Here is a 13,558-nt window from a genome sequence, read left to right as displayed (position 1 = left end):
ATGGGACGCGGTGGCTGGTGCCCGGCCGCGGGGCACGGGCACCAGCCGGCGGACTCAGTGCTTCGAGTCGCCCGAGACCACGAGGCCGGTGCCCGCGATGATCAGGCCAAGGCACCACGGGGTGCTGGCCGGCGCCTCGGTGGCGGCGGAGACCTGCAGTTCGGCGGCGTCGGTGTAGGCACCGAAACCGTTCATCAGTTCACGCGTTTCCATATCTTTTCCTCTGTATTTCGGACACGGTTCACCGGACTTCCCCGGTGAAACTCGGAATAATTTCGACGATGCGAAGGACGCGCAATCAGGTCAGCGTCGCACCAATGAATCCGGCCGCGATGAGACCGGCACCGACTCCACCCCAGAAATCGTCATCACTCGGCGCGCTCACGGTTTCCAGTTCCTGGAACGAGAGATCGAGTTCTTCCACGCTATCCACCCCCTTTCAGCGTTCGGCGAAGCCTAGGCATGCCGTTCGACCAGCGACAATACGCCGAAAGTCGTTACCGGTTGCCAAGGGGTAAATCGCACGGTTGAAGCGTGCGTCAATCGAACGATTGACGTCACGGAGCGCGCCAATCTGTGTACCACGCTCACCCGTTTCGTAATCAGTGATCGGCGTCACATTCGCTTGAGCAGCCGCCACTACTCCGGGTTACCGTCGCTTTGTTCTTTCCGGCCGTGCGGATAAGGCCAGCAACCAGGGGGATAGTCATGGGCAGTACCGAAAGGCACCTTTCCGACGCCAGGAAAAGCCATCAGCTGATCAGTGAAGCATTGATTCGCTGGATTTCCGGTCATCAGCCCGCGGCTGAGCACCGGGTCTGGTTTCTCGAATCCGCCGCACACGCCGGGACGATTCTGGACGATTTCGCCGAGCCTGGCGACGTGGTGTTCGCGCCGTCCGGCGCCGACCCGCGGGCGATCGGTTACGACGGCTCCCTTGCCGAACCCGGCGACGAAATCGTCATCGGCGACGAGATCTTCGTGCACACCCAGGACTACCTGTCGATCGCCTATCAGGCCGTGGCGGGCCCGACCGTCGTGCGGGTGACCGGGCCACACGACTTCGAGGTCTTCCTGGAGGACGCCGAGCTGGCCCGGCGGGAGGGTGTGTTCGCCGAGCAGCTCGTGCATCCGTCGGTCGTGCTCGCCGACCAGTGCGCGCTCGGCCTCCCCCGCGCCTCGATGACGCTGGACCGGGTGCACGTCACGGAGACCGGCGAGTTCCGCGCGGGACCGTCCGGCCCAGTGATCGGCTCCATCGATGCGCCGCCGCGGACGTGGGATTCCCTTGACACGCATGGAAAGAAAGCACTGGCGACGGTTCTGGACGCCACACTGACCGACGAGGCACACGCCGCACGGCCGTGGCTGGCGCGCTACCTGACCACGCTCGACGCGCTGCGCTCGCTGCGCCGGGGCGACACTCGTTCGTACCGAGTCTCCGGGTTCGGCGGACGACTGGTCGACGGGTTGCCACTCGACTTGCCCGAGGACGCCACCGCGCCACTCCTGCTCTGGGCCGAGGACCGGACGCTGCTCTACCAGCTGGGCGACAGCCGCTGGTTCGAGGTCGGCAAGGACGCCGCCCGGCTCGTCGAGCTGCTCTCGGTCAGCAATGGCGACGTGGCCGCCGCGGCACGGCGCGCGGTCGAGCACCTAGGGCTGACCGCCGACGTGGCCACCGAAGCGCTCACCGGCCTCACCACCCGGCTGACCACCCCACGCACACCGGTCACGACGTCATGACGGCCGCGACGATCACCGCGCCGGGTACCGCCGGACAGCTCGCCCGGATCTACGGCACCGGGCTGGCGACACTGCCGCTGTACGGGCCGGAAGGGTCCGTCGAGTACGACCGGCTGAGCCGCGGCGACACCCAGGAAATCGGCGAACTGCTGCGTGCCGCCCGGCAGGTCACCGGCCCTGTCCTCGACCTCGCCTGCGGCTCCGGCCGGCTGACTCTGCCGCTGCTCGCGCGCGGTCACGACGTCCGGGCGGCCGACTCCTCTCCCGTCATGCTGCGGCTGCTGACCGAACGGCACTCCGAGCAGCCGCACGCACGGGGAACGCTCAAGACCATCGAAGCCGATATGTCCACTATGGACTTCGAAGCCACCTTTGGGCTGGTCGTGCTCGGCACGTCCTCGGTGTGCCTGCTCGACGAAGCGAGCCGCGCGGCGCTGTTCTCGCGTGTGCGGCAGTCGCTCGCACCCGGCGGACGGTTCCTCGTGTCCACCATGGACTTCGGACCGGAGCTGCTGACCGCGCGGTCGGCCGAGCGCGTCAGCATGGTCACGTACGCCGACGAGCCCGGCGACACGGTGATCACGCTGTTCCAGCACTTCGACGCGCCGCGCGGAATCCGCACCACGAGTCTCCTCCGCGAGCGTGTCCACAACGGACAGACGACGGATCGGACGCTGTTCGTCAGCGAGGTGTACCTCGTGGACTCCGCACGGCTGACCGCCGAACTGGCCGATGCGGGCCTGCGCGTCATCGACCGGAAGGAAGGCGCGGATCTGCTGCGGGCGACCCCGGGCGCGGCCCAGCCCGGGCAGTATCCGGTGCTGCTGACCTGCGAGGCGTGCACATGAACCGGTATCCGTTGTGGGAATCCTTCGTGCCGCCGAGCGAGTACGGCCGGGCCGACCGGCACGCCGTGGCCGCCGAGGGTGTCCGGGTCCGGTTCGCCGACGGCCGGTGGGCGCTGTGCGCCACCAGCGGGCTGTGGAACGTCAACCTCGGCTACGGCAACCCGGCGATCACCGGCGCCGTCGCGGACGCGCTCAGCGGCGCGTCGTACCTTTCGCTGTTTCGCGCCGGGCACGAACCCGCGGTCCGCGCGGCCACCGCGTTGCTGGACGTGTGCGGCCCCGAGACGTTCGGCCGCGTGCTGTTCTCCACCTCCGGCGGCGCCGCGAACGACGTCATGATGAAGCTCGTCCGGCACTACCAGGCGCTACTCGGTGAACCGCGGCGCCGCGTCGTCGTAGGGCTCAAGGGCAGCTACCACGGGCTCACCTACGGCAGTTTCGGGCTCACCGGCGAGGATCTCGGCCAGTCCGGTTACGGTGTCGACCAGCGCGCGGTGCGGCACGTCTCCCCTCACGACGAAACCGAACTCGCGGCGCTGCTGGCCCGTGAAGGACACCGGGTCGCGGCCGTGGTCGTCGAGCCGGTCCTCGGCTCGGGAGCCCATCCGCTCGGCGAACGGCTGCTCGCCGCGCTCGGCGAGTTGCGCAGCGAACACGGATTTCTCCTGGTGGCTGACGAGGTGGCGACCGGTTTCGGCCGCACGGGCCGGTTTTTCGCGTCCGAGGCCTGGCCCACGCGGCCCGACGTGCTGATCACCTCGAAGGGACTGACCAACGGCACCTGCGCGGCCTCGGCCGTGGTGGTCTCCCACGAGATCTGCCAGGCCTTCGAAGACGCCGACGCGACCCTGGTGCACGGCGAGACCCAGGCAGGCACGCCGCCGACCTGTGCCGCGATCGAAGCGACCATCGCCGAGATGCGACGGCTCGACGCGTGCACGCGGGCAGCACGGCTTGGCACGCTCTTGGACGGAACACTGGCCCGTCTCGCGGAGCACCCGCTGGTGTCCGGCAGCGACGGCGTCGGATGCTTCCGCTCGCTCACCCTCACCGACCCGGCGCCGGAGAGGGTTCGCGCCGTGGTGACCGAGGCGCGGCACGCCGGTGTCCTCGTGCAGCCGGGGCCGGGCGCGATCCAGCTCGTCCCCGCGCTGACCTACACCGACGCCGACCTCGACGAGCTGGAGGAGCGCCTGCGCATCGGACTCGACGCGGCGGCGGACCGGGCGGCCGCATGACCGCCACCGTCCGCCGGGCTGCCCCGGTCCTGCACGCCGGGCCGGAGGCGTGGCCGTCCGCCGTCGCCGAACTCGCGCGGCCGCGTCGCTGCCTGGTCGTGGTGGACTCCGGATTCGCCGACGCCGCACCGGATCTGCGCGACCTCGTGGCGGTGCTCGGCGTCTCCCCCGGATCCCTCGTGCGCCTGCGCGCGACAGACGACGACGCCGCGTCGATCGCGGATCTCACCCACGTGCTCACCGCCGAGGCGCCGTCGACGGTTGTCGCCTTCGGCGGCGGCAGCGTCCTCGACCGGGTCAAACTCGCGTGTCTCGGTCACGCCGACCCGCCCGCTCTCGAAGCCGTCGCTGTCCGCGGACGTCGCGCGGGGGTCGTGTCCCTGCCCGCCACGACAGCGCGGAAACCCTTGCCACGACGGTTGTTCGTGCCGACCACGATCGGCACCGGAACCGAGGTCAGCCAGGTCGCGTGCACGACGCTGTCGGACCGCAAGCGACTGATCACCGGTGCCGCGCTGCGACCGGACCTGGCGGTGCTGGACCCGCGGTTCACCGCGACCCTGCCGTCGCGCCTGCTTCGCGAAGGCGTTTTCGAGGCTCTCCTGCGCGTGATCGGCCCGGTCATCGGCGACGACCGGCCCGACGAACTCGGCGACGCGGAAGCCGAGACGCTGACCACCCGGCTGATGCTCGTGGGCGAGCGGCTGGCGCGAGGCGAAACGGGACCGGACACCCGGCTTGCCGCCGCGACGCTCGGCGCGATCACGCACACCGGCTGGGCGCTGGCCCGGCGGGAGCCGTTCTCGGCGAAACACTGGTACCTGGCCAACGAACTCGCATCGGTGCTGGGCACCGGCAAGATCGCCGCGACCGCGAGCGTCCTGCCGCCGATATGGGCTCGCATCGCCTCCGGAAACCGGCGTTACGGCCACTGCGAACGACTCGCCGAGATCTGGCACTGGATCACCCGCACCGTTCCCGGCCTGGGCGACGACCCTGTCGAAGGGGTCGCCGAACTGGTGCGCCGCTGGGGAATCGAAACCGCCGTCGTCCCGGGCGAAGCGTGCGCGCGAGCCGCGGCCAACGCCGTCGAGAGCTGGGGCGGCCCGCTGCCGATGCTGGCCGGGCTGCCGGTGACCGAACTCGAGGCCCTGTATCGCGAAGCCGCCAGGGAGGTGTCGCCGTGCTCGACGTGATGGCCACTTTGGACCCCGCACGCGGGCTGACCTCCGGCTGGAAGGTCGCCAAGCCGTCCCCGCCCGACCATCCACTGTGGAGTATCGCGGTGGACATCGGCGGGCTCGGCGCGCGCGGTGCCGCCGAGGCGGAGTACCCGCTGCACCTGGTCGGCGCGTGCGGGGCCAGCCGGACCGACGCCACGGTGCGTGCCGCGGGCGAGGCGGTCGAGCGGTATGCGTTGCTGCCCCGTCGCGCGGGCGGTCCCCGCCGCCGTGTCGGCACCACGGCCGCACCGGACACGCTCGACTTCGCCGCGGAGTCGCTGGGCGATCCTGCCGCCGCCGGTGAGCCGATGACCTGGTACGAGGGTCGCTGGCTGGGCTCCGGCGAACCGGTGTGGCTGCCCGCCGGTCTGGTCGACTACCCGGCGTCCACCCGGTGGTTCGACCCGACACCGTCCGGCGCCGCGGCGGGCGGTGACCTGGATTTCGCACTGCGTGGCGCGTTGCTGGAGACGATCGAGCGGGACGCGGTCGCCGTCGCCTGGGCCGCCGAAGCCGGGCTGACCGCGCTCGATCCGGATGCCGAACTCGCGGCGGCACCGCGGACCCAGCCGTGGCGTCAGATCAGTGCACTGTGGACTTCCACGTGCGAAGCCGGGCTGACGGCAAATCTGGTCGAGGTCACGACCGGGCTACCGGGTGTCCACTGTGTACTCGCCGCCGTGGTCGACCGCACCCGCGGCCGGACGCTGGCCGCGGTCGGCGTCAAGGCACATCCCGACTGGGGCCGCGCGATCCTGATCGCGCTGCAGGAGGCGCTCCAGGTCCGTGCCGCGCTGCTCGGGATCGCGGACACGATCGGCGGTGCCCCGGTGCACGCGGTCCGCGACGACATCGACCGCGCCCGGCTGTGGCTGAGCGAACCCGCCGTCGCGGAACTGGAGCGACGGCTGCGTGACCTGCCCGTGCGCACCGCCCGGATCCGCGACGTCCCGGCGGCTCCGGTGTCGCCGGAAACCCTGGTGCGCGGGATGATCGCCGACGGTGCCCGGCCCGCCGCCGTCGAGCTGACCGGGCGTCTCCCCGAGGCCCACCGGGCGATGGGCTGGCGGGTGGTCAAGGTGATCGCGCCGGGCTATCAGCCGCTGCGCATGGACGAGACGACGTCGTTCGGGTGGCGTCATGACCGGATCGACGCCGTACGCCGCCGCCACGGCCTGACCACGGGAATCCACGCCACGTTCCCGCACCCGCTGATCTGATGGGCACGCCGATCGAGGCCGCACCGCACCTCGCGCCCGGGGTCGTGGTGCACCGGCCGATCACCGACGCGGGCGCGTGGATCGTCGAGCGGCCGGGCACGAACCCGCTGCGCGTGGGCGCCGACGCGGGCAGGCTGCTGAGCGCGCTCGACGGCGTCCGGGGCAGTGACGAACTCGCCACCCAGCTGGGTACGAAGTGGACCGATGAGCTGGTCCGGGGCGCGCTCGCGAAGTTCGGCGAACTGGGACTGCTCGGCACGGACCGGAACGCCGTGGCGCCCCGCGAACGCCGTGTCGTCCTGCTTCCGCCCGCGGCGGTGCAGCTACGGCTGATCCGCGCCACCCGGGTGCTGGATCCCTTGCGGGGCCTGCTTTCCCGGCTCTCCGGCCGCGCCGTGGTGACGACCGCCGCGGTGCTGGGCGCGGCCGGGCTGCTCGCGCTGGCACTGCAACCGGACGTCGTCGTGAGTGCGGTCGCCGCGCCGATGACGTTGCCCGCGTTCGGCTGGATCTGGATCGGGCTCGTCGCCACCACCGTGGTCCACGAGCTGTGTCACGGCGCGACGCTGACCCACCACGGCGGCCGGCCCGGCTGGCTCGGCGTCATGCTGTTCTACCTGACGCCCGCGTGTTTCTGCGAGGTCACCGACGGCTGGCGGCTGCCGCGTCCCCGGCAGCGGGTGGCGATCGCGCTGGCCGGGGTGAGCGCGCAGGCGGTCATCGGCGGCGTCGCGGCGGCGATCGCGTTGCCGCTGCCGCCGGGCGACACGCGCACGACCGTGGTCGGTTTCGCGCTGGCCTGCTATTTCATCGGCGTCCTGAACCTGGTGCCGTTCATCAAGCTCGACGGCTACCTGGCGCTGATGGCCGCCGTGGACGTCCCGCACCTGCGGGACAAGGCGATCCGCGACGCGCGGGGCTGGTGGTCGCGGCGGCTCTTCGGCGTCGCGGCCGAACGGCAGCTGCCGCACCTGCGCTGGGCCGTGCCCTACGGCATGCTCTGCGCGGCGTTCCCGGTGGTGATCCTGACCGCGGCGCTGACGCGGTGGACGAACGTGATGCTGGCGGCCGGGTTCGCCGGCGCGATCGTGGTGTGCCTGCTCGCCGTGTACCTCGCTTATCGTTTGCTGGCCACGGTTTTCGGAGTGCTCGCCGACGCGCGGCGTGGCGGCGCGTCGTGGTTCCGGCTGGCCGCGGTGGTGGTGACCGGCGCCGCCGCGCTCGTCGCCGTCGCGACCCTGGTGCACGTGCCCTACCGAATTCCGGCCGGGTACGTCGCCGACGCCGCCGGAATCCGGCTGGTGCTGCCGTCCGGAACCGACGTGACGGAGCTGAGGCCCGGCCAACGCGTCGTGCTGGAACGCGGTGGCCTGTTCTTCACCACGACGCTGGGCACGGCCGAGATCGGCGCGGGTACCGCGACCCCGGCGGAGGTCCCCGTCTCGGCGCTGCTGCCGCTGCGCTCGGACATTCCCGGCCACGCCCTCACTCTCCCCCTGTCCACAGTGGACACCGGTGGGCTGCCCGAGAGATCCGGGCTCGCCCACGTGGAGACCGGGTCCGTATCGCTCGGCACGTGGGCGGGCCGCCGCTACCTCCGGCCCGTGCTGGCCCCCCTCTTCGGTTAGGAGAACACCACTGCCATGAACGAGATCGTCCGGTTCGACCGGTTCACCAAGCGCTACGGGCGCACGACCGCGGTCTCCGACCTGAGCTTCACTGTCCAATCAGGACGTGTCGTCGGCCTCCTCGGCCCCAACGGAGCGGGCAAGAGCACGTCGCTGCGTGGGTTGCTGGGCCTGCTGCGCCCGACGTCGGGAACAGCCACCGTGTTCGGCACCTCGTTCGCCGGGCTGGCCGCCCCCGCGCGGCGGATCGGCGTGCACATGGACGGCGTCGGCTTCGAAACCGGGATGACCGCAGCCAAGCATCTGCGGATCTGCGCGGCCGCGGCCGGTGTGCCGGACAGGCGGGTGGACGAGGTGCTGGCCAAGGTCGGCCTCGACTCGGTCGGCGGCAGGCGCGTCGGGAAGTTCTCCACCGGTATGAAGCAGCGGCTCGGCCTGGCCACCGCGCTGATCGGCGACCCGGAACTCCTCGTCCTCGACGAACCCGCCAACGGCCTCGACCCCGAAGGCGTGCGCTGGCTGCGCCGGTTCCTGCGGTCCTTCGCCGACGACGGCGGCACCGTGCTGCTGTCCAGTCACCAGCTCGCCGAGGTCGCCCAGACCATCGACGAGGTCGTCATCATCCGCGGCGGCACGATCTTCGCCGGGACGCTCGACGAACTCACCGGCCACGGACAGCACAACCTCGAGGACCGGTTCTTCGAGCTCGTGGACGCGGGGGTGCCCGGTGCGTGACGCGGTCCGCAGTGAAATCCTCAAGGCACGCAGCGGGTTCTGGATGCTGGCGGTGTTCGCCTACGCGCTCCTGATGCCCGCGCTGCTGCTGGCCAACGCGCCGAAGTCCACAGTGGACGTCAAGGCCGTCGACGCTGCCACCGGCACGCACCTGCTGCTCGGTTTCCTCGCGGCCTGCCCGGTCGCGGCGATGTTCCTCGGCTGCTGGCTGGTGACCCGCGAGTACTACTACAAGTCGGTGGTGCGGACCGTGCTGGCCAACCGGCGCGCCGACGTCTACCTCGGGAAACTGGTCGCGGGCGCCGCCGGCGGGCTCGCCGTCGGGATCGTCGGCGCGGCGGGCTGGGCGGTGATCGTCACCCTCGTGCTGCGTGCCGACACCCGCTCGTTCGCCATGGACGCCAGGACGTGGCAGATGCTCGCGGGATGCGTCGCCGCGTGCACCCTGGCCGGGCCGTGGGGCGTCGCGGTCGGCTGGATCGTGCCGAACTACTACGTCGGCACCGGCATCGCGATCCTGCTGCCGCTCGGCGTGGAACTGCCGCTGCTGCTCAACTATCCGGACGTGGCGCGGTTCCTGCCCGCGACCGCGCTGGCCGGGATCATCCGGACCCCGATCGACGGCGTCCTCCCGCCCGCGCTCGGCTTCCTGGTGTACCTGCCGGTGCTGGCCACGGCGTCGTGGCTCGGCTGGGTGCTGTTCCGGCGCCGGGAGGTGCGATGAGCGACGCTTGCGAGCGAATCATCGATGTCATGCGCCAAGAAGGATTCAACACGGAGGCCGGCGTGAGCAACAATCGCGCAGCCACTCGCGACGGCCGACCGGGTGCGGGTGTCCCGCGAAACACAGTCTCGCGAAGCGAGGCGATCGCATGAGCGGCGTGCTGCGTGCCGAATGGCTGCGGCTGCGTGGCGACTACGTCCTGCTCGGCTGCCTCGGCTTCGTGACGTTCACCGCTGTCGCGAGCGTCGTCCAGTCCTCCGGCGGCGGTGACCCTCACCAGCGGATCGCCGCCGCCGGGATCCAGACCGCCGTCATGGCCGCGCTGTACGGCGCGATCCGGTTCGCGCTGGAACACCGCGACGGCGTCTTCGCCCGCTGCGTCCTGCTGAACCGCCGCGCGCACGTCCTGCGCGCGAAGGTCGCGACCTCCGCGGCGGGCGGCGCCGTCATCGGCCTGTACGGCACCGTCCTTGCCGTGCTCACCTCTCGATCCACAGTGGACACCACGCTGCTGTGGACAACGCTGGGCACCATGGGGGCGTCGGCGTTCGCCGCGCCTTGGGGGCTGCTGGTCGGTTCACTGGTGCGGCACTACGTCCTCGCGCCGCTGGCCGCGCTGGTCTCCCTGCTCGCCGCGATCCCCGCACTGAGCGCGGCACCGGCGATCGGCCGCCTGCTCCCGCTGGGCGGCCAGCTTTCCCTGGCCTACGCCGGAACGTCGCCACCGCTTCCCGCCCCGGCGGCGCTCGCGATACTCGCGGGCTGGCTCCTGGTGCTCACGGTGGTCGCCGAGCGCGTCCTGAACACCCGCGACGTCCTCTGAGCCCGGATCGTGCGAGCCATCCGTGAATTGTTCGGCGGTTCGCCGTCCTTGACACGCCTTGCACAACCTCGAAAATTTGTTGGGTTCGACTTGGTTTCCCTACGCCGGATGACTTGATCGCAATAAGCGAATCCTGCTATACCCGGCCGGTCGCTTGGGCCATTCGATGGACCTGCCCGGAGAGGTCGATCACAGTTCCCGCCCGGCCACCGTGGCTCTGTGGAATCTTCTCGTCGTCGTTATCGGAGTAACCCGACGAAAAATCCAACCCACGAAAGGGAAACCTGTGCACAGGTGGTTTCTCAGAGCGGCGGTCGCCATCGCGATCCTGCTGGGCATGGCGCCCGTCATGGCGGTGACGGCACAAACCGCATCCGCCGCCGAATCGCCGATCGCGCCGCCGCTGCGGCACGGTGTCGCGTCCCGGACCTGGACCGTTCCGCACTACATCGCGGCATGGGAACGGTTTCACGATCGCCGGATGACCGCCGGCGAGCGTCACGACCTCGCTCGCGGATGTATCGGGGTCACCGTGGTGAACCTCGATCGCGAGGATGTCGGAAACCCACCCCTGTATCTGTCGTTCGGCAGGCTCGAAACCGCCGAGCGGGTACGGGACGCCTTGAACGAGATCGTCCAAAAGCATCCCAGCCCGAGGCAATACGACGACGCGGTGCGTGCGAACCCGCTGTTGAACCGGCTCGAGAACGTGGCAAAGGCCTTGCCCCGCTGGATCAGCACGGCCAAACTGAAGGCCGTGATCTTCTCGAAGCGGTTCTACTCCAAGCAGAACCCCCAATGGTCGGACGAGCACGCCAGGAAGGTGTACCGGCCGGATCCGGCTACCGATCAGGTCGACATGAGCACCTACCGGTACCGCGCGAAGCCCGGCTACGTCAATTTCGACTACGGATGGTTCGACCAGCAGACCGGCTCGTGGTGGCACGCCAACCACTCCGAGCCGGGAATGGAGGTCTACCAGAGCACGTTGAAGCATTATTCGAGGCCGCTGCTCGACTTCGACGAGCAGGTTTTCAGCGTGGCCTTCGCCGGAACAGACTGATGCCCGGCGACGACCGGGCCGGACAGGTGGTCACCCTGCGGGGAACCGCGGGCAACGCGCACGCGGGGGCGGTACTCGTCCGAGATCAGGAGCCACCGATCTACGTCGACGGGCTCACGGACTGGGGTGACCTCGCCGGCCAGGAAGTCGTCGTGACCGGAGTGCTCGTGCTCAGGTGGCTCACGCCGGAGCCGGCCACCGAGGAGGTCGTCAGCCACGGTGTTTCCGGCGCTGTCCGAGTACTTCACGACGCGGTCTGGCGCAGGGCCACCACGCACGATTAGCCGGCCGCGGTCCCGTCAGGACTCGAGTGTGTCGTGACGGGACCGCCCGCCGAATTCATTCCGCCGGCCCGCCGTGCTTTTCCGCTGCAGTGAAGAACTTTTCATCTTCGGCGGCTACATCGTTTGATTGAAGAGTGTCCGACTTTCGGATTGTCCTGCCGGCCGAAATGTGGCGTAGCCGGTAAAGCACGTGTCAGGGTGTCCGGATGCGTAGCAGGCACGAGATGGTCCACCGGCTGGGAATTTCCGGGCGGGGAGCTGGAGGAACTGTGGTGAGGAAGCTGACCGCGCTCCCCGTCGTCGCGGCGGTGGTGGGCGCGATGGTCGCCGGCGCGGCTCCGGCACTGGCGGACGCGCCCGGCAAAGCGCCCGGACAGCCGGTCGTGCCGAAGCGGTTCCTGGAGCAGAAGATCGACTGGAAACCCGGGTTCAAACCGGGCGAGATTCCCGACGCCCTCAAGGGAAAGCCCGGCGTCGAGCGCTACGAGGTCGGGACGATGACCGTACCGCAGAACTGGCACCACCCCGATGACGGGAAGACGATCGCGGTCGCGGTGAGCCGGATCCGCAACGACAAGGGCGCCCCTCGCGGCAGCCTGGTGATCAACCCCGGCGGCCCCGGCGAACCGGGCCTGACCATGCCGCTGGTGTTCGGCAAGAACCAGCGCACCCGGATGCTGGACAGCTTCGAGCTCGTCAGCTTCGACCCGCGCGGTGTCGGGAAGAGCACCCACGTGAGTTGCGGAGGCGCCCTGGACAACGGCGCCGAGCTGGACCCGCGGGACCGGCGCCCGGCCAACATCAAGGCGATCCAGGACGCCAACGAGCAGAACCAGCGCGACTGCCAGCGTGCCGAGGGCGAACTCGGCACCACGATCACCACCGAGCAGACCGACGACGACGTCGACCTGCTGCGCGCGCTGCTGGGCCGGGAGAAGATCAGCTGGCTCGGGTGGTCGGCGGGAACCTGGATGGGCGCGCACTACGCGACCCAGTTCCCCGCGCGGGTGGACAAGTTCGTGCTCGACGCCAACACGAATTTCACCACCGATCTCGACACCTCGTGGAGCACGCAGCCGATGGGGTTCCAGCGGCGGTTCGACGTGGAGTTCCGGCCGTGGGCGGCGAAGTACGACAACGTGTTCCACCTCGGGACGACGCCGGCCGCGATCACCGCCGCGTACGAATCGATGCGTGCCGCGCTGGCCGCGAAACCGATCGACGACCCCGAACTGGGCAAGCTCGGGGCGGTCGACCTGGACAGCCTGATCACGCTCAACCTGTACTCCGCGGACAAGCAGTTCGTGAAGCTGGGCAAGGCCCTCGGTTCACTGAAGAAGGCCCTCGACAGCCGCGGCGGTGACGGGATCCAGAGCAAGCAACAACTGCGGGCCGATCTCGACGCGGCGCGCAAACCCGCCGATGACGCGAAGGAGAAGGAAGCGGAGAGCACGGTGTTCAACACCATCATGTGCAACGACACCGCTTGGCACGGCACGCGCGCGTCACGCCTCATCGAATCCACCGCGCTGGGCCTGCGTTACCCGTTGATGGGCTGGAGCTGGGTCGGCCAGATCTGCGACACCTGGAAACAGCCCGCCGACATCGCCCTGCCTGCCCCGACGGGCAAGGGGCTCCCGCCGATCCTGATGGTGCAGAACCGGCTCGACCCGGCGACGCCGTACGAAGGCGCGGTCGCGGCGCACCGGTCGTTCGAGAACTCGCGGCTGGTGCACATCGACGGCGTCGGCGACCACTGTGTCTACCTCGACGGCGTGCCCGAGATCGACAACCTCGTGGAGAGCTACTACCTCGACGGAGTCACCCCGCCGCGGGACAGCGCCCTCCACGTGCACAAGCCGCTCCCCGTGCCGACCGCCGACGGCAAGGCCGACGCCGACCGGGCGAAGGCGGCCAGTAACCCGTCGGTGGACAGCCGTCAGCTGACCGCCGAAGCCACCGGAAAGCTCAACCTCTGACCCGTTCCGCACCGAACCTCCGCGGTGGGTGGCGTCGAACGGCCGCC

At 70.0% G+C, this 13,558-nt stretch carries 14 protein-coding genes; 12 read left to right on the top strand and 2 right to left on the bottom strand.

Translation table 11 applies throughout. The annotated features are described in order from the left end of the window. Positions 1 to 54 precede the first annotated feature (54 nt). Together ACFW0G_RS27765 and ACFW0G_RS27760 are read right to left on the bottom strand one after the other, a co-directional pair. Positions 55 to 213: an LxmA leader domain family RiPP gene (locus tag ACFW0G_RS27765; RefSeq protein WP_378328346.1), complete on the bottom strand. Its 159-nt coding sequence runs from the start codon at positions 211 to 213 to the stop codon at positions 55 to 57. Positions 214 to 298: 85 nt separating this feature from the next. After that, the gene (locus ACFW0G_RS27760; RefSeq protein WP_378328345.1) at positions 299 to 424 is read right to left on the bottom strand and encodes a daptide-type RiPP; all 126 of its coding nucleotides are present in this window, start codon (positions 422 to 424) and stop codon (positions 299 to 301) included. A gap of 284 nt (positions 425 to 708) precedes the next feature. Here ACFW0G_RS27760 and mpaB point away from each other — a divergent pair, with 284 nt between their 5' ends. From mpaB to ACFW0G_RS27700, 12 genes are all read left to right on the top strand, one after another. After that, positions 709 to 1,746, top strand: coding sequence for a daptide biosynthesis RiPP recognition protein (gene mpaB / locus ACFW0G_RS27755; RefSeq protein ID WP_378328344.1), 1,038 nt, complete (start codon positions 709 to 711; stop codon positions 1,744 to 1,746). After that, positions 1,743 to 2,594 carry a daptide-type RiPP biosynthesis methyltransferase gene (mpaM, locus tag ACFW0G_RS27750; RefSeq protein WP_378328343.1) on the top strand — a complete coding sequence of 284 codons (852 nt, stop codon included), beginning with the start codon at positions 1,743 to 1,745 and terminating at the stop codon, positions 2,592 to 2,594. Before mpaB ends, mpaM begins: the two co-directional genes overlap by 4 nt. Further along, positions 2,591 to 3,832: a daptide-type RiPP biosynthesis aminotransferase gene (gene mpaD / locus ACFW0G_RS27745; protein WP_378328342.1), complete on the top strand. Its 1,242-nt coding sequence runs from the start codon at positions 2,591 to 2,593 to the stop codon at positions 3,830 to 3,832. The genes mpaM and mpaD overlap by 4 nt, the downstream gene beginning before the upstream one ends. Next, complete coding sequence (gene mpaC / locus ACFW0G_RS27740) at positions 3,829 to 5,028, top strand: daptide-type RiPP biosynthesis dehydogenase (RefSeq protein ID WP_378328341.1); 1,200 nt, start codon at positions 3,829 to 3,831, stop codon at positions 5,026 to 5,028. Before mpaD ends, mpaC begins: the two co-directional genes overlap by 4 nt. Further along, positions 5,016 to 6,275 (top strand): YcaO-like family protein, encoded by a 1,260-nt coding sequence (locus tag ACFW0G_RS27735; RefSeq protein WP_378328340.1) that lies wholly within the window; start codon positions 5,016 to 5,018, stop codon positions 6,273 to 6,275. The genes mpaC and ACFW0G_RS27735 overlap by 13 nt, the downstream gene beginning before the upstream one ends. Then, complete coding sequence (gene mpaP / locus ACFW0G_RS27730) at positions 6,275 to 7,903, top strand: daptide biosynthesis intramembrane metalloprotease (protein WP_378328339.1); 1,629 nt, start codon at positions 6,275 to 6,277, stop codon at positions 7,901 to 7,903. The genes ACFW0G_RS27735 and mpaP overlap by 1 nt, the downstream gene beginning before the upstream one ends. A gap of 15 nt (positions 7,904 to 7,918) precedes the next feature. Then, positions 7,919 to 8,638, top strand: coding sequence for an ABC transporter ATP-binding protein (locus tag ACFW0G_RS27725; protein WP_378328338.1), 720 nt, complete (start codon positions 7,919 to 7,921; stop codon positions 8,636 to 8,638). Continuing rightward, the gene (locus tag ACFW0G_RS27720; RefSeq protein ID WP_378328337.1) at positions 8,631 to 9,362 is read left to right on the top strand and encodes a hypothetical protein; all 732 of its coding nucleotides are present in this window, start codon (positions 8,631 to 8,633) and stop codon (positions 9,360 to 9,362) included. The genes ACFW0G_RS27725 and ACFW0G_RS27720 overlap by 8 nt, the downstream gene beginning before the upstream one ends. Positions 9,363 to 9,510: 148 nt before the next feature. Continuing rightward, entirely contained in the window at positions 9,511 to 10,185 is a 675-nt protein-coding gene (locus tag ACFW0G_RS27715; RefSeq protein ID WP_378328336.1) for a hypothetical protein, read from the top strand. A gap of 166 nt (positions 10,186 to 10,351) precedes the next feature. After that, positions 10,352 to 11,248, top strand: a complete 897-nt coding sequence (locus ACFW0G_RS27710) for a hypothetical protein (RefSeq protein ID WP_378328335.1) — start codon at positions 10,352 to 10,354, stop codon at positions 11,246 to 11,248. Continuing rightward, positions 11,248 to 11,532, top strand: a complete 285-nt coding sequence (locus ACFW0G_RS27705; RefSeq protein WP_378328334.1) for a hypothetical protein — start codon at positions 11,248 to 11,250, stop codon at positions 11,530 to 11,532. The genes ACFW0G_RS27710 and ACFW0G_RS27705 overlap by 1 nt, the downstream gene beginning before the upstream one ends. 272 nt (positions 11,533 to 11,804) lie before the next feature. Continuing rightward, positions 11,805 to 13,511: an alpha/beta hydrolase gene (locus ACFW0G_RS27700; protein WP_378328333.1), complete on the top strand. Its 1,707-nt coding sequence runs from the start codon at positions 11,805 to 11,807 to the stop codon at positions 13,509 to 13,511. Positions 13,512 to 13,558: the final 47 nt, after the last annotated feature.

It is taken from the genome of Amycolatopsis sp. NPDC058986 (assembly GCF_042741125.1).
Classification (GTDB): Bacteria; Actinomycetota; Actinomycetes; order Mycobacteriales; family Pseudonocardiaceae; genus Amycolatopsis.
The sequence above is the reverse complement of the archived record's forward strand: the minus strand, read 5'-3'. Positions and strand labels throughout refer to the sequence as shown.

Coding starts and splice junctions, on each gene's coding strand:
- ACFW0G_RS27765 (WP_378328346.1), bottom strand. CDS start 213: ATGGAAACGCGTGAACTGATGAACGGTTTCGGTGCCTACACCGACGCC.
- mpaB (WP_378328344.1), top strand. CDS start 709: ATGGGCAGTACCGAAAGGCACCTTTCCGACGCCAGGAAAAGCCATCAG.
- mpaM (WP_378328343.1), top strand. CDS start 1,743: ATGACGGCCGCGACGATCACCGCGCCGGGTACCGCCGGACAGCTCGCC.
- mpaD (WP_378328342.1), top strand. CDS start 2,591: ATGAACCGGTATCCGTTGTGGGAATCCTTCGTGCCGCCGAGCGAGTAC.
- mpaC (WP_378328341.1), top strand. CDS start 3,829: ATGACCGCCACCGTCCGCCGGGCTGCCCCGGTCCTGCACGCCGGGCCG.
- mpaP (WP_378328339.1), top strand. CDS start 6,275: ATGGGCACGCCGATCGAGGCCGCACCGCACCTCGCGCCCGGGGTCGTG.
- ACFW0G_RS27725 (WP_378328338.1), top strand. CDS start 7,919: ATGAACGAGATCGTCCGGTTCGACCGGTTCACCAAGCGCTACGGGCGC.
- ACFW0G_RS27715 (WP_378328336.1), top strand. CDS start 9,511: ATGAGCGGCGTGCTGCGTGCCGAATGGCTGCGGCTGCGTGGCGACTAC.
- ACFW0G_RS27710 (WP_378328335.1), top strand. CDS start 10,352: ATGGACCTGCCCGGAGAGGTCGATCACAGTTCCCGCCCGGCCACCGTG.
- ACFW0G_RS27705 (WP_378328334.1), top strand. CDS start 11,248: ATGCCCGGCGACGACCGGGCCGGACAGGTGGTCACCCTGCGGGGAACC.